At 54.3% G+C, this 21,462-nt stretch carries 22 protein-coding genes, 1 tRNA gene and 1 riboswitch; of the genes, 7 read left to right on the forward strand and 16 right to left on the reverse strand.

The genetic code is table 11. The features are described from left to right. On the reverse strand, positions 1–850 hold an 850-nt coding region (locus A7E48_RS04190; protein ID WP_141669372.1), incomplete at its 3' end, for an energy-coupling factor ABC transporter ATP-binding protein. Between the two features lie 8 nt (positions 851–858). Then, entirely contained in the window at positions 859–1,464 is a 606-nt protein-coding gene (locus A7E48_RS04195; protein WP_068169925.1) for an ECF transporter S component, read from the reverse strand. A 43-nt stretch (positions 1,465–1,507) separates the two neighbouring features. Next, a riboswitch (TPP riboswitch) is annotated at positions 1,508–1,610 on the reverse strand. A 166-nt stretch (positions 1,611–1,776) separates the two neighbouring features. Between A7E48_RS04195 and A7E48_RS04200 the strand changes: the two genes are divergently transcribed. Together A7E48_RS04200 and A7E48_RS04205 are read left to right on the forward strand one after the other, a co-directional pair. Next, entirely contained in the window at positions 1,777–2,043 is a 267-nt protein-coding gene (locus tag A7E48_RS04200) for a DUF4235 domain-containing protein (RefSeq protein WP_068169978.1), read from the forward strand. A 17-nt stretch (positions 2,044–2,060) separates the two neighbouring features. Further along, positions 2,061–3,608, forward strand: coding sequence for an MFS transporter (locus A7E48_RS04205; RefSeq protein WP_233125979.1), 1,548 nt, complete (start codon positions 2,061–2,063; stop codon positions 3,606–3,608). Here A7E48_RS04205 and A7E48_RS04210 read toward each other — a convergent pair. Beyond that, on the reverse strand, positions 3,605–4,747 hold the full coding sequence (locus tag A7E48_RS04210) for a hypothetical protein (protein ID WP_068169927.1): 1,143 nt from the start codon (positions 4,745–4,747) through the stop codon (positions 3,605–3,607). The two genes, A7E48_RS04205 and A7E48_RS04210, sit on opposite strands and share 4 nt — an antisense overlap. 35 nt (positions 4,748–4,782) lie before the next feature. Then, the gene (gene dcd / locus A7E48_RS04215) at positions 4,783–5,391 is read right to left on the reverse strand and encodes a dCTP deaminase (RefSeq protein WP_068169930.1); all 609 of its coding nucleotides are present in this window, start codon (positions 5,389–5,391) and stop codon (positions 4,783–4,785) included. A 234-nt stretch (positions 5,392–5,625) separates the two neighbouring features. Between dcd and A7E48_RS04220 the strand changes: the two genes are divergently transcribed. The 3 genes from A7E48_RS04220 to A7E48_RS04230 all read left to right on the forward strand — a co-directional run bounded on the left by A7E48_RS04220 (position 5,626) and on the right by A7E48_RS04230 (position 7,478). Next, positions 5,626–5,696 (forward strand) — tRNA-Gly (locus A7E48_RS04220). 100 nt (positions 5,697–5,796) lie between these two features. After that, complete coding sequence (locus A7E48_RS04225; protein WP_068169933.1) at positions 5,797–6,813, forward strand: MauE/DoxX family redox-associated membrane protein; 1,017 nt, start codon at positions 5,797–5,799, stop codon at positions 6,811–6,813. Between the two features lie 44 nt (positions 6,814–6,857). Further along, positions 6,858–7,478 (forward strand): bifunctional 2-polyprenyl-6-hydroxyphenol methylase/3-demethylubiquinol 3-O-methyltransferase UbiG, encoded by a 621-nt coding sequence (locus A7E48_RS04230; protein WP_068169935.1) that lies wholly within the window; start codon positions 6,858–6,860, stop codon positions 7,476–7,478. A gap of 3 nt (positions 7,479–7,481) precedes the next feature. On the opposite strand, the gene A7E48_RS04235 is transcribed toward A7E48_RS04230, so the two are convergent. Next, entirely contained in the window at positions 7,482–8,183 is a 702-nt protein-coding gene (locus A7E48_RS04235; RefSeq protein ID WP_068169938.1) for a hypothetical protein, read from the reverse strand. A 76-nt stretch (positions 8,184–8,259) separates the two neighbouring features. Between A7E48_RS04235 and A7E48_RS04240 the strand changes: the two genes are divergently transcribed. Further along, complete coding sequence (locus A7E48_RS04240) at positions 8,260–9,249, forward strand: hypothetical protein (RefSeq protein ID WP_068169940.1); 990 nt, start codon at positions 8,260–8,262, stop codon at positions 9,247–9,249. A gap of 114 nt (positions 9,250–9,363) precedes the next feature. Here the strand turns inward: A7E48_RS04240 and A7E48_RS04245 are convergent, their stop codons facing one another. After that, positions 9,364–11,295 carry an NHL domain-containing thioredoxin family protein gene (locus tag A7E48_RS04245; RefSeq protein WP_068169944.1) on the reverse strand — a complete coding sequence of 644 codons (1,932 nt, stop codon included), beginning with the start codon at positions 11,293–11,295 and terminating at the stop codon, positions 9,364–9,366. 249 nt (positions 11,296–11,544) lie between these two features. Between A7E48_RS04245 and A7E48_RS04250 the strand changes: the two genes are divergently transcribed. Further along, entirely contained in the window at positions 11,545–12,936 is a 1,392-nt protein-coding gene (locus A7E48_RS04250) for an amino acid permease (protein ID WP_068169946.1), read from the forward strand. Between the two features lie 106 nt (positions 12,937–13,042). Here the strand turns inward: A7E48_RS04250 and A7E48_RS04255 are convergent, their stop codons facing one another. From A7E48_RS04255 to A7E48_RS04300, 10 genes are all read right to left on the reverse strand, one after another. Then, positions 13,043–15,256, reverse strand: a complete 2,214-nt coding sequence (locus tag A7E48_RS04255; RefSeq protein WP_068169984.1) for a cytochrome c oxidase assembly protein — start codon at positions 15,254–15,256, stop codon at positions 13,043–13,045. 54 nt (positions 15,257–15,310) lie between these two features. Next, the gene (locus tag A7E48_RS04260; protein WP_083147182.1) at positions 15,311–16,660 is read right to left on the reverse strand and encodes a Dyp-type peroxidase; all 1,350 of its coding nucleotides are present in this window, start codon (positions 16,658–16,660) and stop codon (positions 15,311–15,313) included. 52 nt (positions 16,661–16,712) lie between these two features. Continuing rightward, positions 16,713–17,348 carry a copper chaperone PCu(A)C gene (locus tag A7E48_RS04265; RefSeq protein ID WP_068169949.1) on the reverse strand — a complete coding sequence of 212 codons (636 nt, stop codon included), beginning with the start codon at positions 17,346–17,348 and terminating at the stop codon, positions 16,713–16,715. A 111-nt stretch (positions 17,349–17,459) separates the two neighbouring features. Further along, the gene (locus A7E48_RS04270) at positions 17,460–18,053 is read right to left on the reverse strand and encodes a copper resistance CopC family protein (protein WP_068169952.1); all 594 of its coding nucleotides are present in this window, start codon (positions 18,051–18,053) and stop codon (positions 17,460–17,462) included. Positions 18,054–18,075: 22 nt separating this feature from the next. Continuing rightward, complete coding sequence (locus A7E48_RS04275) at positions 18,076–18,753, reverse strand: hypothetical protein (RefSeq protein ID WP_083147183.1); 678 nt, start codon at positions 18,751–18,753, stop codon at positions 18,076–18,078. Between the two features lie 211 nt (positions 18,754–18,964). After that, positions 18,965–19,252 (reverse strand): HU family DNA-binding protein, encoded by a 288-nt coding sequence (locus A7E48_RS04280; protein ID WP_068169956.1) that lies wholly within the window; start codon positions 19,250–19,252, stop codon positions 18,965–18,967. A 76-nt stretch (positions 19,253–19,328) separates the two neighbouring features. Next, the gene (gene rpsN / locus A7E48_RS04285) at positions 19,329–19,634 is read right to left on the reverse strand and encodes a 30S ribosomal protein S14 (protein ID WP_068169958.1); all 306 of its coding nucleotides are present in this window, start codon (positions 19,632–19,634) and stop codon (positions 19,329–19,331) included. Positions 19,635–19,637: 3 nt separating this feature from the next. Further along, entirely contained in the window at positions 19,638–19,808 is a 171-nt protein-coding gene (gene rpmG / locus A7E48_RS04290; RefSeq protein ID WP_068169961.1) for a 50S ribosomal protein L33, read from the reverse strand. 2 nt (positions 19,809–19,810) lie between these two features. After that, positions 19,811–20,047: a 50S ribosomal protein L28 gene (gene rpmB / locus A7E48_RS04295; protein WP_068169964.1), complete on the reverse strand. Its 237-nt coding sequence runs from the start codon at positions 20,045–20,047 to the stop codon at positions 19,811–19,813. Positions 20,048–20,614: 567 nt separating this feature from the next. Then, positions 20,615–21,421, reverse strand: coding sequence for an SGNH/GDSL hydrolase family protein (locus A7E48_RS04300; protein ID WP_068169967.1), 807 nt, complete (start codon positions 21,419–21,421; stop codon positions 20,615–20,617). Positions 21,422–21,462 lie beyond the last annotated feature (41 nt).

The following is a 21,462-nucleotide window of genomic DNA, read 5'->3' on the forward strand; positions in this document are numbered from 1 at the left end:
TCACGGCATTTTTCTCCGCCGTAATCAATACATCACCGGCTACCGCTTCCCGTGCTGGAAACTCAGGTGAGTAATCCGGAACCCAGACGCCGGCGGCAATCAGCTCAGCCCGTGCGTCCTGCAATACCTGCAGAGGTGTTCCATCGTGAGTTATACCGTTGCGGTTCACCACAATGACCCGGTCCACATACTCCGCCCAGATTTCTACCCGGTGCTCAATCACAACGAGCGTGGCACCGGTCAGACGCTGAGCCCGCAGCACGGCATCACGAACCTCTTTTACACCTTCAGGGTCAAGGTTAGCGGTGGGTTCATCCAACAAAATTGCCCCGGCGTGCATCGCCAAAATTCCCGCTAGCCCCAGGCGTTGCTTCTGCCCGCCTGAAAGCGCTGAGGTGGAATGATCCAGCGCCAGGTGCTCTAATCCCACCGCAGCTAACGATTCATCGACTCTGCGCCAGATTTCTTGATGAGGCACCTGCAGGTTCTCCGGCCCGAACGCGACGTCGTCGCCCACTCTCGCTAAAACTACCGACGATTCGGGATCCTGTTGCATCAGACCGCTCACTCCACGGGCATCCTCAGGTGTATACCCGTTGAGGGTGAGGGTGCCCAGCTGAGACTCACCGTCTTCGTCATGCAACAACCCGCCGATCGCGTGAAGCAGGGTAGTCTTTCCCGCGCCTGAAGGACCCAGCAAGAGTACTTTTTCTCCCGGTTCAATACGCAGGTTAATCTCTGAGATGACTGGTTGGGCATGTGCAGGATAGTGCCAGCCAAAATTTTCAGCGACAATCGACGCACCGGAAGAAGTATCAGAGCGAAAAGACGGAACCGGAGAAGTCTGCACGATATCCCCTAGCGGATTTCGCTTCGAGTGCGCTGAACCCTACCCGATGCCAAGGAAGAAAGTACCCCGGTCTTAGCCAGTGCCTTGGTGATAATCCACGAGAGCAAGCCAGCAAAAACCATGCCAGAAATCATCGAACACACCACATAAATCACAGCGTTAGTGCCGGTTACTTCCGACGCGTAGTAAATGAGGATTTCGGAGAATCCCATGGCGAAACCTGAAACCGCTGCCGCCAGCAACGCGCTTGAAAGATTCCATACGCGGTAGAGCAGAACTGCAAAAACAATCTCCGCGCCAATTCCTTGGATTAGCCCTGAGAGAGCAACCATCCACGAATATTCCGTGCCCATCAGCCCAGAAATGATAGCGGCAAGTAGCTCAGTATAAAGAGCCGCGCCGGGCTTACGAATAATAAACCCGCCCAGTACACCGGCGAGTAACCAACCACCACCGGCAAGAGGTGCGAACTGCGGCGCCAGCGCCAGTACCGCCGTCAGCGCCGGGTAAATCGCATTCGACCAGACCCAAAAAATAAGACCGCAGGCAACTGCCAGAACAGACGCCACTACGATATCGTTCACGCGCCAGCGCAATGAATAATTCCGTGCCATTAAGATTCCTTCCACGATATGAGGAAGGGGAGCCGCATACTGCGGACTTGAGACTCGACATCCCTACGCCGGTACTAACCGGATCAGGTTCGAGGGTCTGCTTTCGCACTCTCAGCACCCTTTGAAGGTGCTCCCCTGTCGTTCAATACGCGCTTTCGCGTATTCAGCTCATCAGCCTTATTCAGTATAGGTGTTTTGGCGCCACCTCAAAACTCTGCCCAGAACCGAACGATGACGCCTGCGCGACATTTTTCCATGTTGCCAGTAGAATTGCTAAGGATACTCATCAATCGCGACATGAAAGGCAAGCTCATGAATCCAATTCAGCTCGCTGGCACCGTTGCCTCACTCGGTGGTGTGGCACTGTCCAACAAAATTCTTTCGGCAACCTGGAAAAAGGTCACCGGAAACAATCCTCCAGACAAGAACCCCGATGACGACGAGCGCTGGCGCGACATCATCCTCTGGGCAATGATTACCGGTACAGTCGGCACCATCATTAAGGTTGCTGTGAGCCGTCAAGCTTCAAAATATGAAGCAAAGAAGTCTGAAGACTCACTAGGACAGCGCGAAGTCTAAGCAAATTCTTTGCTGACATGCGCAAACACAGTGTGCTTTCTTCCTCTTTGGAAGAAAGCACACTTTTTTATGCTCGGGCTGATGGTCTTACCGCATCTGAAATCGACGTAAACAATTCTTCTCAGCCCGGCGCACGTTCACAAAAATGCCAGAATCTCGCTACTGTTAGACCCATGACACCACGCTTTTCAGCTCAAACTGAGCACGCCGATACCGCCCCCTCTGCGGCTCCCCCGCTGGCAAGTAGTGACGCAGCACCCCGATCGACGATTGCAGCATGGGCGCTGTGGGACGCCGGTGGAGCAGCCTTCAACGCGGTCATGACCACGTTCGTCTTCGGCGTCTATCTCACCTCCAAGAATTTTGGGAATCCCGAGCATGCTTCGTCGGTGATGTCTATGGGTCTTACCCTTGCTGGCCTGCTTATTGCATTGACCGCCCCCATTACTGGCCAACGTTCTGATACCTCGGGCAAACGTACCTTCTGGCTCGGTTTCAACATGTGTGCCGTATCCATCCTCATGGCGCTCTGCTTCTTTGTAGCGCCCTCGGAATCGTATCTGTACTTGGGCGTAGCTCTGATTGCCCTCGGCAACATCATGAACGAATTTGCCACGGTGAATTACAACGCCATCCTGCCCCAGATTTCTACGCCTCACACGGTCGGGCGCATCAGCGGAATCGGCTGGGCATCGGGTTATTTTGGTGGCATTGTGGCATTAGCAATTGTGCTGGTGTTCTTTATCGGTTTGGGTTCAAACACCGGTTTACTCGGTATCCCTTCTAACGATGCTCTCAACATCCGCGCGGTCGCTGTGTTCTGCGCCGTTTGGACAACAGCTCTTTCTATACCGCTGTTGGTGAGTATGCGCCGTCGGGACCGTTTGAATCCGCCGCTAGCGCAGGCAAGCACCGAGCGTATGAGTTTCAAAGACTCCTACAAAGAACTGTTCTCCACCATTCGCCGGCTTTTCAAACAAGCACCGCAGACCCTTTATTTCCTCTTCGCCTCGGCAATATTCCGGGATGGTCTCACAGGAGTCTTCACCTACGGTGGCATTTTGGCGGCGGGTACCTTCGGCTTTACCACCACTCAGGTCGTTATCTTTGCAATCGCCGGTAACGTGGTGGCAGGCATCGGCGCTCTCATTGGCGGCAAGCTCGACGACGTCATCGGACCCAAAATGGTCATTATTATCTCACTGGCTGGGGTACTCTGCGCCGCCACCCCTTTGCTGTTCAGCCAGGAACGAATCATGTTCTGGATTTGTGGGTTGCTCCTCTGCTCATTTGTTGGTCCTGCGCAGTCTGCATCTCGAACCTATCTCTCACGGTTAACTCCACGCGGGCAGGAAGGCGAAATCTTCGGCCTCTACTCCACTACTGGACGCGCGGCGTCGTTCCTCGCTCCCGCACTATTCGCGCTGTTTATGAACCTCTTAGGCGCACAAATCTGGGGAATCGTAGGAATTATGGTGGTGATTGCCCTGGGTCTAGGTATGGTTCTGCCGCTGACGGCAGCACCTCAACGTACAGTCTTGAAAAACAGCGAGGCTACTAGCTAGCGGATAATCCTGCTGACCCGAAGTTCTTCGATAACCCGATCAAATTCATGTTGCGGAATGGAACCGTAGATTTCTTGCAGGTTGGTACGCAGCTGATCGGGTGTCAGCGGGTTTTTGAGCTCAATCCAGATATCAGCGGCAAAAGGGGAAATCTCGATGAGGCGATCCTCCACGGTCAAAAGCATGCGCTCATCTACCAGATAACCCGCGCTGCCAGCCATCCGGCTAAGACGCTCATTGTCCGTTGAGATTTCTACTGAATCTGCCTGCTCGCTTTGAATATCGACGTTCTCTACAGGGAGCTGCAACTGACCGCTCATCAAAGATTGCAATAGAGGAAGAGTCTCAGCAATTTCCGTATAAACCAGTTCGACCGCGCCGCCACAATGCTGAATCAACTCAATCAACCGGTCAATCCCGTTCTCGGTACGTACAAGCCCTGAGGTTTGCTGCACGATTTCTAGCAACGCGTCGGCAAGAGCGACCCGTTGCAGGCGCGGCTCTACTGGCTCGTTCTGACGGTTCAACAAAATCACGTGGTGCAATTTAAAGGTGAAATCGCTAGGGTCAGCCGTAGAAATACCCAGGCTCTGCGGGTCAATCTGCTGTTTTGCTTCATGTCCCTCGGTAATCACCGACAGAGGTTTGGGGTAGGGACGAAGGTGAAAATCGTGCTGAACAATCGCTGTCTCGTCGGAGAGATAGGTGAAGTGCTGCCCTAAAAATTTAGAAGCGGTTGTTTTGCCGCGCCCTGAGGGACCCACCATAATCATCGCTGATTTATTCTGAGGATCGCCCAGTGCAGCAGCGTGAAAGAGATTGAGCGAACCAGCGAGCTGCTTCAGCATGCACAGCGTAACTTCAACAGTCAGACGCTCGTGCCCCACCTCCTCGTCAGAGACCACCAGCGAGTGAGCCATACCAGGAAAATCGGCTTGAAGATGCCGCTCATTCCGCTCAGTAATGACGATGCAGGTCTGGGGGTACTCACTCACATACTTCTGGACCGTGCCTGAGATGATGCGCGGCTGCAATGCTCCCCACTCTGCGAGCGCATCATTGAAGAACCTTTGAGAAATGGACTCTTCAAAGACTAGATAAATATCCACGCCAGCAGGGCTGACTTGAAATCCTCGCATGGGGGCTCCTTGAGATGGGTGAGGAATGTGAGGGGTTAGGCGTTATCGGTGCTGGAATTCTCTTCAAGGAGGATTTCCGTGCGGTGAAAATTGAGGTAGCTTCGCGACGCCGTCGGCCCGCGTTGACCCTGATAGCGGTTTCCGTAGGCGCCGCTGCCGTAGGGGTGCTCGGTTTCAGAGGTGAGACGGAAAAAGCACAGCTGCCCCACTTTGGAACCTGGCCAGAGCATAATGGGCAGGGTTGCCATGTTGGAAAGTTCGAGGGTCACATGACCGGAAAAACCTGGGTCAATAAAGCCGGCGGTCGAGTGCGTGAGCAACCCCAAACGTCCCAGCGATGATTTACCTTCTAGGCGGGCGGCTATATCCGCAGGAAGAGTGACTTTTTCGTAGGTTGCGCCCAGTACAAATTCGCCGGGATGAAGGATGAATGGCTCATTGGGGTCAACTTCTACCAGGTGGGTGAGCTCCGACTGATCTTTGGAAGGATCAATGTGAGCGTATTTGTGATTATCGAAGAGACGGAAAAAACGGTCTATGCGCACGTCAACAGATGCTGGCTGAATCATGGACTCGTCGAATGGTTCTAGGACGATGCGTCCGTCATTGAGTTCTTTGCGAATATCGCGATCTGAAATAAGCACCCTCTAAAACTATCGTATGACGTACGTGTTCTGTCGGATTTAAAGGCTCTGACGGTTTGTACCAGATAGCGCACACTGTACTGGATACGTTCCTGGTACCTCGTGCGGAATCTGGTACAAACCCCGGCGGACGGCGTCGAGATCGCCACCGACACCGCCCGCCGCCTACCGCAGTTAGATATCTTGTGCGCGAAAAGATACACTGTAAGGGATGCTTTGTTCAGCAAAGCACCTGCGGCTGTAGCTCAATGGTAGAGCGCACGCTTCCCAAGCCTGATACGCGGGTTCGATTCCCGTCAGCCGCTCTCTTTTCTCTCTGTGGATTTCCCTCACCTGCCCTTATTCTCATGGGCGAACCATTATTCTTTAAAGCAGAACAATCCATTCCCCCCCTCAAAGGCATTCATGACTCCCCTTGTCCTGTGCACTCTCACCATCATCATCACGCTCGTTGCAAGCGGCATCGCCAAGGCGAAAGACCGCGCGAGCACTGCCGCCGCCATCGTTAACCTCAAGTTGGACCGCTGGCTACCCCTTAAATTTGTATCGCGCGTTCTACCCTGGGGTGAGATTGCGCTGGCACTTTGGCTCCTTCTTGTACCGGGTTGGCCCACTATTTTAGGCGGAATCGCTGCCGTCATTCTTTTTGCCGCTTACTGGATTGTGATTGCCCGCGCGGTTGCCACCGGCAACACAGCCAGCTGCAACTGCTTTGGAGGTGCCTCCGAAGCTCCGGTTTCTCGGTTCACGCTCATCCGTAATACTGCGCTGCTGGGCGCAGCAATTGGTGCACTGGTTGCGGCGGTGCAGACCCGCACCTCTGCGCTCGTCATGCTACTTCATCTCGACGGCGCCGGCTGGCTTTGGATTCTAGGTGCCGTATTTGCTGCTGCTGCGCTGTGGGCAATGTATCGCTCTGAGCTACTCGCAACCCCCGCTGTAGAAGCCGCTCACGAGGTAGCTCCTCAGATGATGCAACCCACTCCTGCCGAGGACGAGGCGATTGAGGACGACGAGTATGTTCGCCTCCCCATCCCTTATGGCACGTTGGAAACCAACCTGGGTACTCGCTCTTTACGCGAGCTAGCCGAACAGCGTGCGCGAGTTCTCTTCTTCCTCTCCCCCGGCTGCGGCCCTTGCCTTGAGATCATCCCGAAGATTGCAGATTGGCAGAAGCGCCTCCCCATGCTGAGCCTGCACCCGGTAGTTTCTTCTAAGGAGCAAATCGCGCAACTTCACATGCCCGAGGAGATTGAGGTGTGGGTTGACCCCGGCTTCAATACTCAAATCGCATTTGGTCGTGGAACTCCTATGGTGATTGCGCTGGGCATTGATGGACTGTTAGCTGGCGGCCCGGTCTTTGGTAGCCACTTGGTTACAGACTTTATGGACGATTTGCTCTATGAGTTCGACGCCGCCTAAGCCGCTAAGCTGGTGGGATAACGGTTCGTTGAAAGGAACATATCGTGCGAGAAAAGTCGCTGTGGCAAATTCAAACTGAACGTAATCCGCAACATTCTGATTGGTACATCCAACGTTTTAAGACAATGCAGGAGGCAGGGCAGGACATCTATGGCGAGGCTCGTCTAATTGATGCAATAGTGCCCCGCAACGCGAAAATCCTGGATGCGGGCTCAGGTCCGGGACGTTTAGGCACCTATCTCCAGCGCGCGGGACACCAGGTGACCGGCGTCGATATTGACCCCAAACTCATTGCTGAAGCTACCCGCGTGTGCCCCGAAGCTACCTGGATTACGTCTGATTTGACGGATCTTTTGCAGGCACTAGATGTCCCTGAAGGTGCTGAGCTTGGTGAGAGCGGTTTTGACACGATCGTTTGCGCTGGCAACGTCATGACCTTCTTAGCAGAATCCACCCGCTTACCCGTTCTGAAGAATTTTCGGGCAGTGCTCAAAGCCGACGGACGCGCGGTCGTAGGCTTCGGCGGCGGGCGCGGTTACGACTTTGAGCAGTTTTTTGCCGATGTATCTGCTGCAGGGCTGCAGATTGAGCAAACTTTCTCTACCTGGGATCTGCGCCCGTTTGCAACTGATTCGAACTTTCTAGTGGCAGTGTTGACCCGCTAGGTTCTAACTCCAAAGGATATTGAACTGGCGCAGGGTTTCTTCCGGAAGCAGTGCCCCGGCGGCGAGTACTATCAAGACAATCAACGAGACGATGGAAACGGCAGCGGACTTCCACCCGGGATGTAGCTCGTTGAAAGTCACCAGCCCGGGGTGCTGCTTGTTCATTTGCACTACGTTGATTCGCGGGTAAACCACGGTTTGATCGGAGATATCGGCTGCGATGCGTCGCATCGTTTTGCCGTCCCAAATTCGACCGTCGAGGCGGAATACTTTTTTGCCCGCCGCGTTGAGCGCCCACATCGCAGGAATTCCCTTGTGGCGCAGCGATTTAGCGCCGCCGTCTGGAAGGTTCATAGATTTTTTGGACGCGAGCCGCTCGGCAAACACCGTTTGGCTGATGTTGGCAAGGGGAACGACATTCCATCCTATGGTTCTGCCCCGCAGCAGGTGGGTGGAGGTGCGCACCACGATGTTCGGTTTCAGAACCGAGTAAATCGCAAACGCCGCAGCAATCACCACCACAATCAAAATTATGGTGTAGGGCAGAGCAAACCGGCGCCTGGTCAGCAAAAAGATAATTGCCAGTATGACGAGCGTCGGTGGGATCGATGCAAAAATCCTACGGTGGTAGCTGTGGATGCGGGGGTGGTATGTCCCCTGAGCTTCCCCATATTTTTCAGGGACCTGATAAACGTGTTCTGCCATATGTTTATCTTAGGGGGCACGATGCACCTGTCGTTACGATATAAGCCGCGTGTTCTATGTGGGCTAAATTGGTAGCATGCGTTTTTCTTCTCGAGTGGACCGGATACTCGCTACCTGGGCGGTTGCCATATTGTGTGCAGTAATCATTGCGCTGGTGGCACTGGCACTAATCAACAGAACCGTCTACAACCCGGCGGGGCAAGTAAGCCAATATTTTGCTGCGGTTCGAGAGGGAAATGGCGAGCGCGCGTTGGGGATTCTCGGTGCTACCGTGCCGGAATCTAACGGAGCGATGCTCGACGGCGATGCGTTGCGGGCGTCGATGGCGCAGCTGAAAGATCTAGAAGTTGCTCAAACTCAGTACAGTGACGATGGCTCCCACGCGGTAGTGACAGTTTCTTATACACTCGATGGGCAGCCTCAAACCACCGATTTTCAGTTGAGTAAGGTGGGCTCGCACTGGGGTGTTTTTGACCAGTGGCATATCGATACCAAAGAACTCCCCGTGGTCAACGTTGCGTCGTCGGGTGATTCAGCTGCTACTCTCAATAACCAGAAGGTCGCTATTGACCAGGGCAAGAGGGCTTTCGCCGTCACTTATCCGGGTGAGTTTACTGCCACCTATGAGTCAGCGCTCTATTCAGCTAAGCCGCAGACCGCTCAGGTGGTGTCAGCAGATCAGAAGCCGCAAACGCTCAGTATCGAGTTGGTGCCCAGCGAGACGGCTCAGAATTCTATTGTCTACAGCATTAAATCCCAGCTCGATCAGTGCGCTATCCAAAGCAGTCTGTACCCGGCGGGATGCCCCTTTGAATACGATTTCACCGGCAGAGTCCAGGGCGATGTTAAGTGGTCTATCGAGAAATACCCCGAACCCCAAGCCAAGCTGGCTCCTGAGGGAAAGTGGGTTCTGCCCGATTCGCAGGGAACCGCAAAAGTATCTTTCACCCAGCTTGATTTATTGACTGGTAAAACATCACAGGTCAATGACACGGTGAATTTCATCTACTCAGGCACACTAGACACTACAGATACCGATGTCACTGTGCACCCGGTTTCTCATTAGTTTTAGAGAGAGTATTCCCCTCTAAGCTACAGCGATAGAGCCAAAGCGGCGGTAGAACTTCTTACATATGTTCCACCGCCGCTTTGTTACCGGGGTACACCTCAGCAGTGACGTTTAGCTATTCACACCGCGCAAATCGAGGGTGAGCTCGGTTTCATCGCTGGCATTTCCTGTTACTTTGACGGGAATACCCCAGTCTTGCTGGTAGAGATGGCAGGCAGCGTGGTCGGGGATTTCCCCGCCAGGCTCGCCATCGCAGGCTGCAGCGCGAGCGGTAATGTGCAAAACCGCCTCGGTAATTTCGGGGTTGAGCTTCAGCGAGCGGGTGAGTCCCTGACTGGTTCCTGCACCCTCCACGATGAATTCTTCAGGAGTGGAGGAGACCTTCAGCTGAGTAGGATCACCCCAGCGGTAATCAAGTTTCTGCCCGCTGGGTGCAGTAAATCGGGACACCAGCTCCAAGGTTTCCCCGGCTAGCTGAGTAGCGGGACGTGCCGTCTGTGATGCACCCTCGTTCACCTTTTGAGCCTTCTCTGGCAGGTTAACTCGTACCAGCTGGTGGGCGTTAGCTTCAACGACGATGAGTCGGGTTCCGCCGTCCTCGGTCGGCTCGCACAAGACATCTGAGGGCTCATCAAAACCTCGGGCAAGGGTGGTAAGTTCTCCTGTTGCCGGGTCAAAACGGCGAATGGCGCCATTGTAAGTATCGGCTACAGCAACCGACTGATCCGGCAGAACCGTGACTCCTAGGCAGTGCTGCATGCGCGCCTGTTCGGAGTCGCCATCGACGAATCCAAAGTCAAAAAGACCTCGCCCCACGGCGGTAGATACTTGCACGGTATCGCCTTCGAAGCTGATAGAACGCAGGGCAGAAGTTTCAGAGTCCGCAACCCATAGAGTACCGTCGGCTGCTTCTGCAAGACCAGATGACTGCGCGAACCATGACGCATCGGCGGCGCCGTCTTTGAGCCCCTCAGCGCCGGTTCCGGCAAAGACCTTAACCTGACCGCTGACCGGCTCAAAGCTAAAGATCTGGTGGGTTCCTGCCATCGCGATAATGAATTTTTCGGCGCGGGAAGACCACAGAATGTCCCAGGGGGAAGACAGCGCAACGGTCAGCGGATCGGCGCCGTCCACAATTTCGTTGGGATCCGCATTGCGAGCGTTTTGCCCATCAATCAGTCGTTGCACGCCGCTACCTGCCAGCGTGGTGACGGTACCGCTTGCCAGGTGCAGCCCGCGCAAACGGTGGTTGACAGAGTCAGCTACGACGACGTCGTAACCCAGTTTCTCGCGCAATTCGGCAGGTACGAGAGCAAGTCCCTGAGGTTCGTTGAAACGAGCTGCGGTAGCGTCGCCGTCCGCCCAGCCTTTCTCGGGGCCGCCAAAGGTTGCCAGAGCAGTCTCGAAATCATCTTTGACCTGTACCAGACGATGGCGTGCGGTATCGGTCACCAAGAAAGAACGCTCGCCGTCGGCAAATTCTGCGGGGAGTTCCACCGCTTTACCGGGAAACGCGAAAGTACCCTCTGGCCTGGGGCGGGGAACGTAGGGGCCGTCGCCGCGGTGCAAAGTACCCTTCTGCTCGTGCTCTTCGGCAAGTTCACGAACCAGGGAAATCAGACCTTGAACATGTCCCTCCCCCGAAAGGTGCGCCACAATGTACCCTTCAGGGTCAATGACCACCAAGGTAGGCCAGGCGCGCGCCGTATACGACTGCCAGGTGGTCAGTTCGGGGTCATCCAAAATCGGGTGCTGAATATCGTAGCGATCAACCGCAGCAGCAAGTGCCTTGGGATCTGCCTCATGTTCAAACTTCGGAGAGTGAACGCCCACGGTCACCAAAATATCGGAGAATTCTTCTTCCAGCGGACGTAACTCATCGAGCACATGCAGGCAGTTAATGCAGCATAAAGTCCAGAAATCTAGCACCACGATTTTGCCGCGCAGGGCTTCTAAGTCAAGATTTTTACCACCTGTGTTAAGCCAGCCCCGGCCCACCAGTTCTGAGGCGCGAACGCGCGGCGAACGAATTGATTCAGTCATCTGTAGCTCCTAGAAAATGATGAGAAGAGGATAGTTCTTTCTATTGGTTAGAGTACAACCCTGCTGGGTCTGCCCCAAGTTACCTTTCGAAAAGCGAAATATGAAGTTTTTCTACGTTCAACCCGGCGCAGATCTTCGCGGCTCCGCTCGGATTTTAATCGCGACAGTGAACGTGTCTTACGTATTTACGTTGTAAAGTTACTGTGGCTCATTTTGATCGCCACTATTTTTTGCGCTGAAAGGTCGATCATGGCAGAACACACAACACCGGTAGCTCAGGCTGAGCGGCAACTTTCGCGTTCGCTCAAACCGCGTCATCTTTCGATGATCGCCCTCGGCGGTGCCATCGGGGCGGGCCTCCTTGTGGCGTCCTCCACCGCGATTGTGACGGCAGGCCCGGCGGTTATTCTCTCCTACGCCATTGCAGGACTAGTGCTGACTTTGGTGATGCGTATGCTGGGCGAAATGGCATCTGCTTCTCCAGAAACAGGCTCATTTGAGGCATACGCCAACCGTTTTATCGGTCGATGGGCTGGATTTAGCGTCGGGTGGCTCTACTGGTGGTTCTGGGCAGTAACCGTAGCGATTGAGGCAACGGCGGCTGCAACCATTGTGCATCAGTGGTCCCCTGCCATTCCTCAGTGGGCAGCTGCAGGCGTTCTTGTTTTGCTCATGATGGTGCTGAACCTTGTCACCGTTCGTACCTATGGTGAAGCAGAGTTTTGGTTCTCCTCCATCAAGATTGGCGCTATTCTGGCGGTAATTCTCACCGGTGTACTCGCTTTGCTGGGCATTATTCCTAACACCCCTGCAACAGTTTCCAATTTGACGGCGGGTGGCGGATTCTTCGCCAACGGTATCGGTGCGGTGTTCACCGCCGTCCTTGCCGTTATTTTCTCCATGTTTGGAGCCGAAATTGTGACGGTAGCCGCCGGAGAATCTGAGCACCCGCAGGCGGCAGTCACTAAGGCAGTCAACGCCGTCGTTTTCCGTATTCTGTTCTTCTTTATCGGCGCGGTTGGAATCACTATCATGGTGGTTCCTTGGACCTCGATTACCTCCGGGCACTCTCCATTCGTCACTCTTTTTGAAGTGCTGGGCATCCCCTACGCGGGCGTCATCATGAACGTCGTGGTCTTCACCGCGCTCGTTTCCTGCTTGAACGCGGCGCTGTATAGCTCATCCCGCATGCTCTTTGCGATGGGTCGAAACGGCAATGCGCCCGCCTTTTTTGGCAGGGTATCTGGCGTCAAGAGCCCGTGGAGCGCCGTCATCTTTTCGTCGCTGATTGGGTTGGCATCGGTACTACTCAATTACTTCATGCCAGAAGCCGTTTTCGCGCTGTTGGTCAATTCCACCGGCGCCATCGGAATTTTTGTGTGGCTCATCATAGCCGTCTCGCAATTGCGATCCCGCAAGGTTTTGGCTGCACAGGGAATCAATGTGTTGAAACAACCCGGCGTTTTGAAGATGTGGCTTTTCCCTTATCTGAACTGGGCAATGATTCTCGCTCTCGGCGCGCTTCTGGTCTTCATGGCGGTGACCGAAAGCCACCGGGTTGAGGTGCTTATTTCGACGACGGTCGCGGCGGTCGTCGTGGTGCTCGGTGTGTTGAATGCACGACGGCAGGCGAAGGGTTAGCCTCCCAGCAGCTTTTCGTACACCCAAAACGTTGAATGCTCATCCAATATTCTCAGCATTCAACGTTTTGGGTGTACTTGAAACCTAATTTCCTGCCCCTCGCCCTCTACCTTCTCCGTTCATCCCGTTCGTTGAGGTCAAGGAACATGTCGTTGTAGGCGTTGAGCTCGGCGTCGCCATCGCGTTCTTCCTTGCGGTCAAAACGGCGCTGAACCTTCTTATCGTTCTGTGCCCAGAGCACGCCGACCATGACCGCAATAATCATGGTTGGAATTTCGCCGATGCCCCACATCAGGGATCCGCCCAGCTTCTGGTCCTCGATAGCGGAAAGTCCCCAGGGGCGGCCGAGATTACCGAACCAGGACGCTGCGAGTAGGGTATCCATGCTCATCATGGCTATGCCCACGAAGGCGTGATAACCCAGGGTTGCAATAAGCATAATGAGCCGGAAGGGGTAGCCGGGACGGTTAGGAATGGGATCGATACCAATCAGAACCAGCGAGAAGATATAGCCGGTGATGAGGAAGTGCAGAATCATGAACTCATGGCCCACATGGTACTTGAGCACGAAGTTCAGCATGGGGGTGAAATATACAATCACAATCGAACCCGCGAAGTTCACCGCGGCGAAGATGGGGTTAGTAATAACCTTTGACCACCCTGAATGTACCAGTCGCAGAATCCACTCGCGGGGGCCGCGGGTGCCGTCCTGCCTAGGTTCAAGCGCCATCAAAAGCAGGGTGACGGGCGCACCTAACACTAGGAAAATGGGCACGATCATAGTCAACGACATATGCTCCACCATGTGCGCTGAGAACAACACGCGACCGTAGACCGCGAGCGCGCCCGAAGTCACGTAGTTGAGCAAGAAGAGACCTACGAACCATGAGAGCAGCCGTACTACCGGCCACTGACCACCTACTCGTTTCACTTTTACGAAAGCCCAGAGGTAAGCAAAAGCTAGGAAGAGAATAACCGCTACCCAGAACCAGTCAAAACGCCACTGGGTAAACCATTCGGCGCGATGCGGCTCAGGGGGCATGTCGTACCAGGTGATAATGCGTACCGGTGAGGCATCTTCAGAGAGTGTTTCAGGTACCGGCGGTGGGGTGCGCGAGAGCGATACCGCCAGCCCGCTGGTAGCACCCATTAGTACGATTTCCACGAGAATTGCCGTCCATAGACCGCGAATGAGCCCGACTTCGCCGCGTTGCATTCCCGGGATGAGGCTCATGCGGTGCAGCGCGCCGATTGCGCCGAGGACGAGAGTCAGCATCAACTTGGCGATGACCAGTTGTCCATAGGCTGTCGTGAAAATTTCATCCCAGCTATTCATACGCACTGATGCGTTGACGACGCCCGAAAGAGTCACCAGCACAAAACCGCCGAGTGCCAGAACCGAATAGCGGCGCAGGACAACTACCGCCATTGGCGCACGACGCTCGGTAGCTGATTCGCTGCCGCGCGCAGATTCGGTGAGGGTACCGCTGCCGGCGTCTTGGGCCGAAACCTGGCGGGAGATATAGGCCAGCGCGATGAGACCACCACACCAGAGCGCTACGCCTAGGAGGTGCAGTCCAAGAGAGTTGACCGCTCCCATGTGGTCGTCTCCGCCTGAGGAGTGCCCGCCCAACGCCATGGAGACCAGCGCAATCATGGAAAGCACCAGGGTGAGGAAGAGTCCCATCAGCGAGCGAACACCAAAAATAAGGGTCGCCACAACTGCCGCCACGATGACCGTGGTTGCTTGTTGTTTTCCGGAGTCAATCGTGGTGATGTAACTGGTAAGTTCCGATGTGTATGCGCTGGTGAGGCTTACCGGTCGCCCAGAAATATCGGCGTAGGCAAGAATAAGCACGCAGAGCGCCAGAATGGTCCAGGCAACTGCCATAGCGGCGCCGAAATTCAGCAAAGAAACAAACGGTGGATATTCGTCACGTTCCAAGTTCTTCTGCCGTTGTTCTGCACTGTATTTGTGCGCCATGTTGATGCGATTTTTTCGCCAGGTGGAATCGCTAAAACGAGGAACAATTCCGATTGCAAAAAGAAGGGAGCCCATCACCGAAATCATGGTGAAGTTGTGCAGAGTTTCGGCTACGGGCAGGCTCCATCGCACGAACCTTCCGGCGTCGGCCAGGTCGGTTGCCGCATTGATGCCGAGCAGTGCCAAGGTAACCAGCAGGAAGGTGAGGGCGGCAAAAGGAAATGCCCATACCCACTGACGGCTCAGACCGCGCTTGTTCTCAGGCACGGTTTCACCGGCAGACGCCGCGCGGCTGCGCCCCGACGGTGCCGAAGTGGTGGAGGGTGTTGGTTTCATAGCCATAATATTCCTGATGCGTTATATACGCTGTTGTGGGGTTTTCGAACGAGTCTAGGCGAAAAGCTTCTCGCCAATGAACCCTCCGGGTTGGCATCCGCCGGGTATCGCAAAAACTGCCGACCCAATGGGCACCGTCCAGGTATTGAGCATATCGAGTTCGGCTAGACGCCGCTGGATGGGCACAAATTGTTTAACGGGGTCTGCCTGATAGGAGGCGAAGATTAGCCCAGAATTAGAGACTCCCCCGTGGGTTTGCCCGTGCTCGGAGAATCCTGACGCATCGTTGACGGGCATGTCGTAATTATATCCCCGCCGCAAAATGTGCTCTTCGGGTTTTTGGGCGGAGGCTCGACGGATATGTGCATAGGGGGCAATAACGTTGAATCCCAGCTCGTTTGTTGCCGAGAGGTCTGCGACGTCGTGCTCGTTAGTTCCCGTCAGCGGCGCGCCGTTGGTGAGTTTGCGTCCTACTGCGTCTTCACGCGCCGGGCGGTCTGCCTGATCCCAGGTATCTAAGTTCATGTGGATGCGGCGGATAATTACCGACGTCCCGCCATCTTCCCAGGGGGTGAGAGAATCGGCTTCTCCCCACACATACTCATTCATGGTGCCCGCCTCGGTGGTGGGGTTGACGGTGCCGTCTACCTGCCCAAAAAGATTACGCATGGTTTGTCCGGGTTTCTCTGACCCATATGCTCGGCGGAAACCCTCTTGCACCCAGCGAACCCGCCCAAAAGAACGCACGTCCTTGAGAAGCATTCGCTGAGCGTGAGCGAGGGTAAGGCGATCGTCCGCGCAGAATTGCAGGAGCAAATCGCCGTCATTCCACTGCTGCTGAAGTTGGTCAATTTTTTCAAATGCCGGCAGCGGTTGCAGCCAGGAGGGCTTCTTCACACCAGCAATTTCAAAGATTCTTTCGCCAAATCCCAGAGTTACGGTCAGAGAGGCAGCAACCTGGGCAAGTTCAGGTTCTTGGTCCACCACAGGTGCTTTACCTTCGGTGAGGTGCGCGGCGTCATCGGTGAGAATTCTGAGCAACCGCTCCAGACCATCTTTATCTATGCCGTTGTTGAGATCAACAGCAACGAAAGAGGCATAGGTTGGTGCCGGGGTTTCAATCCCCGCCTGGCGCGATCCAAAAAAAGGTACGCGCTGACCTATCAGCGGTGGCTGGGCTTCATCTTTCGGTTGGGATTTCTGCGCGGATTGAAGGGCCGTTTGAGTACCCAAAGTAGCGGCTACTCCCACCCCCAAACCTACGGTACCGGCGACGACGGCGCGTCGGCTAGCGCCTGCCAGCGGGGTTGACGATGCGCTGGCTTGGGCTGAGTGTTGCTCAGCCTTGGCGGTTTCAGAAAATGAATTTTCAGTACCCTGAAGCGGTTGTTCAGAATGACTCATGATGCGCTCACGTTCTCACGTTCAAAGGCGATTAGGGAGAATCAAAATGCTGCTAGGAGCAGGTGGGCATGGCTGATGCAGATTCGGAGGAACCGTGCATCGAGTGGCCCATGTTCATCTGAGAATCCATGCTTGCGGAGGAAGAGGCTTGTTCACCGGGCGCATATTCTTCTTTAGCACCAGAATAGTCGCGTGCTTGCCCCTCGAACTCATAAGATTTCCCTTGGTCATCTTTGAGGGTTATTTTTACCGTGTGACCTGCAGGGATAGAGCATTTCATGTCCATGAGCATGATGTGATTTCCACCGGGTTCTAGCTTGAAAGTCTCCCCCGGTTCGATGGTCATCGAATCAACCTGTTTCATGGTGGTGGTACCGGTCTTCGGATCGATTTCGGTGGTGTGTAGCTGAGTCATATCACTCACCGAAGATTCGGCGCTGACCAGCTTGATTGCTTTGTCGCTGTGATTGGTAACATCGCCAAATGCCGCCGTCATCTCCCCCTGCCCCGCTTTGACCCAGGCTTGGGTAAATTCGAGGTCAGATTTTTCGTTTGACGCGGAGGCAGAAACAGAAGGAGAGGAGTTGTCCGCCGCGTTATCGCTTGATGTGCAGCCTGACAGCGCAAGACTTCCCAAAGCAAGCAGGGAGAGGGCCGGGGCAATAATTTTGTTGTTCATGTTCAACATGGTGTGTTTTTTCCTTGAAGTTCAAAGGGCAGCGCACTATGGCGTCTGCAAAGTATGAGAGCGTAGGTACGCCAGAAAAAGCTTTCATAAGAAAGCTGAAGAAACGGGAAATTACCGCTGAGGACGGCGGGTCTTGGCAATAAGGGCAACAATTGCGCCAATAGCTACTAGACCTGCGAGCACAAAGAGTCCAAGCTTGACCACACCGTTAGATTCTGTCGTCTGTTCGGTAGCCTCAGAAGTACTTTCTGCAGGCTGCGAAGCTGAAGCGCTCGAAGATTCCTGGGCACCCTCCCCCACGGTCAACTCATAGGAGCCCTGGATGGGGTGGCCGTCCGAGGAGACCACACGCCAGGTCACGGTGTAGGTATCATCGTTAGTCCCATGACCTGCGATTTTCTGAACCACGGTTTTGCCCTTAACGGCGGGTGCACCGTTGGTTACCTCTTTACCTTCAGAGTCGGTTACCCGAACCTGAGTAGCACCCTCGACTTGGGTGAGTTCGCCGCTATAGGTAAGTTCAATGTCCTGAGGGGCTTCCTGCAGTGAGGAATTCTGTTCAGGAATAGAGGAGACCAGCTCGTCGTGTGCTTGAGCGGGACCCATGAGCCCCAATCCCAGAATGGCTAGGGAAGACGCCGTTGCTACCCGCAGCGAAGTCGAAAGAGAAGATGAGCGGGTGAAACTGGTGAAAACTTTTTTCATGATGAGTCCTTAAACAAGATAGTTAGTGCAGGGTTGAGAAAGAAGCAATAACTATCGGAGGACCGCGCACCACTCTGACATCAGAGAGTACCTGTTGAATCTGCGAAATAGCCGACGGGCGCTGCGCCATTAGCTTCGGTAACCGGGGAATCATCGGCAGAGCGGGCAGAACAAACCATGCTCGCAGCTCACGTCTAAAGGCATGCTCAATCTTTTCGCTGAGCTGTTCACCTCGGCGAAGCATCAGAAAAGTAATAAGAGCGGCGCCCAAATGCAAGACAACCATTTGCCACGATAGATCGTGGTGCTGCGCCATCGCAGGGTGACCCAACGCAGCCCCTGCCGGCAACCCGTGGTGGGCGTGAGCAGCTGAAACCTGAGCCACGCTATCGGTGCTCATATAGAGAAAGTGCAGCAAACTCTGGGAAAGAATTACCGAAGCCGCCATGCCCAGTCGAGGTAGACGGCGCCCAGCAAGTGCTACACAAACGAGCGCTGAAAGCGCCGTGCAGAGTAACCAGAGCAGAGGATGCGGGAGATTCCCCCCGGCGAGACCGTGCGACGCCGCGCCCAAAATATTAGCGCCAGCGGCAACAATCCAACCACGAATCAGGCGGTCTGAACGCGATAGAGCCGGTTTTCTCGGCCCCTTGAGAATAGTTGAGACTGGGGCGGTGCGCCCAAGCGTTGAACTACGCATAGTGCACCCTCTCCTCTCAACAAAGTAACCTGTGGGTTTAATACCGGCAGATTATTAAAGTTTAGCGGACTCCCCGGCATTCTTCGCTACCGCGACCCCGTGCGTTCGCTACGCTCCAGCACCACACCGCTGTTATGTGAATACAAAAAAGGGAGCCACCTGAGGTGACTCCCTTTTCTCAGTCGAGCTGAGAAAGTCTGTTACAAGAAAATTACTTCTTGTTGGAGACTGCTGCCTTCAGCTTGGAACCAGCGGTCAGCTTAACGCCGTGACCAGCCGGAATCTGAATGGTTTCGCCAGTCTGAGGATTGCGACCGGTGCGTGCTGCACGATCGGTGCGCTCGATTGCCATCCAACCGGGGATGGTGATCTTCTCGCCCTTGGAAACTGAAGATTCGAAAACCTGGAACAGTGCGTCAAGAACGCCGTTCACTGCTGCCTGGCTGGTGCCAGCCTTTTCTGCAACCTCTGCGACGAGTTCGCTACGGTTCTTAGCCATTAGATGCCCCTCCTGAGACTTTATGTTTATCTAGGCGACTAGCCTATTTGATAAGGCTAATCGTTCTAGCCAAACCTTACCAGCTTGACTTGGTGATGCCGGGCAATTCGCCGCGGTGTGCCATCTGACGGAAACGAACACGTGAGATGCCAAATTTCTGGAAGGTACCACGGGGGCGGCCGTCAATCTGGTCACGGTTACGAACGCGAACAGGTGAAGCATTACGAGGAAGCTTCTGCAAGCCGAGGCGTGCTGCCTCGCGCTCTTCAGGAGAAGCGTTTTCGTCGACTAGGGTCTTCTTCAGCGCAAGGCGCTTTTCTGCGTAGCGTGCAACGATTTCTTTGCGCTGCTCGTTACGAGCGATCTTTGACTTCTTAGCCATGACTTATCGCTCCTCTCGGAATTCTACGTACTTACGAACAACGGGATCATACTTCTTCAGAGTCATACGATCGGGGTTGTTACGGCGGTTCTTACGAGTTACATAGGTGTAACCGGTACCCGCAGTGGACTTGAGCTTGATGATAGGACGTACGTCCTTGGTCTTTGAAGCCATGATTAGATCTTCTCCCCGCGTGCGATGATGCTTGCAACTACAGCGTCAATGCCACGTGCATCAATAACTTTGATGCCCTTTGCAGAAACGTTAAGGGTTACAGAGCGGCGCAGTGAGGGAACCCAGTAGCGCTTCTTCTGAATGTTCGGGTCGAATCGACGCTTGTTGCGGCGATGCGAGTGGGAAATGCTGTGTCCAAAGCCGGGAACAGCTCCGGTCACCTGGCAGACTGCTGCCATAGTTTTCTCCTCCATTTGTTGACGAAATGACGGTGCGCGGTGGGTGCACACTTGTTTTTTCACAAGCGGCTTGCGTCCCGTCACCAAGGTAGAGCACCGGGTTATTCTCCGGGCTAGAGTGTTTGAGACTCAGCTTGGGTGAGAAGACAAGCCAAATCCCTGCCCGCGGGATAACGGTGAATAATTCAAGGTGTCGAGAGGTGTTGCCACCAATGCGACAGCCTTAAATACTAGGTAAATACAGGCTTTCTTGCAACCTAAGCGCCGGTTTAATACCGCTCATATCACAGGGAACTCTCTCGAAGTTCAGTGATACCGCAGAGAACCGGTCTTGGGCGCAGAAACGCAAAACCAGAGCCAAGCATATCAGAGATATGGCGTTTTTCCTTGATTTTTCAGGGTTTAAGTGACCTTTAACCCTTAACTTTTTCTTTGCGGTTTAAGCGTGCCCGCAAAGGATTTTTCCCCTAAATTACATCGGTGCAATTTATGGTGTGACTTTAACGGCTTAATCCTTAAAACTTCAGGACGCCCCTGTCATATCCCCGAATTCCGCAGGCAGTCATTCTATTGCTCTACTTCAAAACGGGTCAGTTCGGGGTACTTCGGTGAGATACCGTCGCCCGAGCTCGTTCCGCGGATGCGGCGTCCAACCCAGGGCACCACAAATTCGCGCGCCCATCGTGCATCATCGCGCACTTTTTGCATACGAGTCGGACGGGCGTTGAGAATATCTAATGGCATGGTGAGTGCATCGGGTTCAAGCGAGACTGACTGGTCGCTCAAAACGTCTAAGACCTTTCGAGCCATTTTGATATGGCCACGAGTATTAAGATGCAGCCGGTCCGGCGCAAAGTAGACGGGATGAGCGAATTCCCGCATACGCCAAAAATCAACGATGTGCACCCCATTCTCGTCCGCAACTTCGCGGAGAAGTTCATTGTAAAGGGCAGTTTTAGGGCGGGTGGATTTGAAGGCGTTGAAATCTCGTACGTCCATACCGGTGAACGTGAATACTTCAATCCCCTCAGCGCGAAGGGCTGCGAAGGCCTTTCCCTTGCGCTCCAAAAGCTGATCAAGTTTAGTGCTGGGGCGCAAAATATCATTGCCTCCGCCATAAAAGCTGACCAGGTTAGGTTTGAGATCAACCGCAGCTTGAACTTGCTCGTCTATGATCTGATCCAAGAGCCGTCCACGAATCGCAAGATTGGCATAGAGCGCCTCAGAATCTGCCAGCATGAACTGTTCCGCCACACGGTCCGCCCAACCACGCACCCCGTTAGGGCGGTCGGCGTCGATATCGCCTACCCCTTCGGTAAACGAATCGCCGATAGCTACATAGCGGATGGAGAACTCATTATTTAAGATAGACATACTTCAACTTTCTCAACGAGGTTTATTCCATCTTTTCATAA

The organism is Rothia sp. ND6WE1A, from assembly GCF_001683935.1.
Taxonomy (GTDB): Bacteria; Actinomycetota; Actinomycetes; order Actinomycetales; family Micrococcaceae; genus Rothia; species Rothia amarae.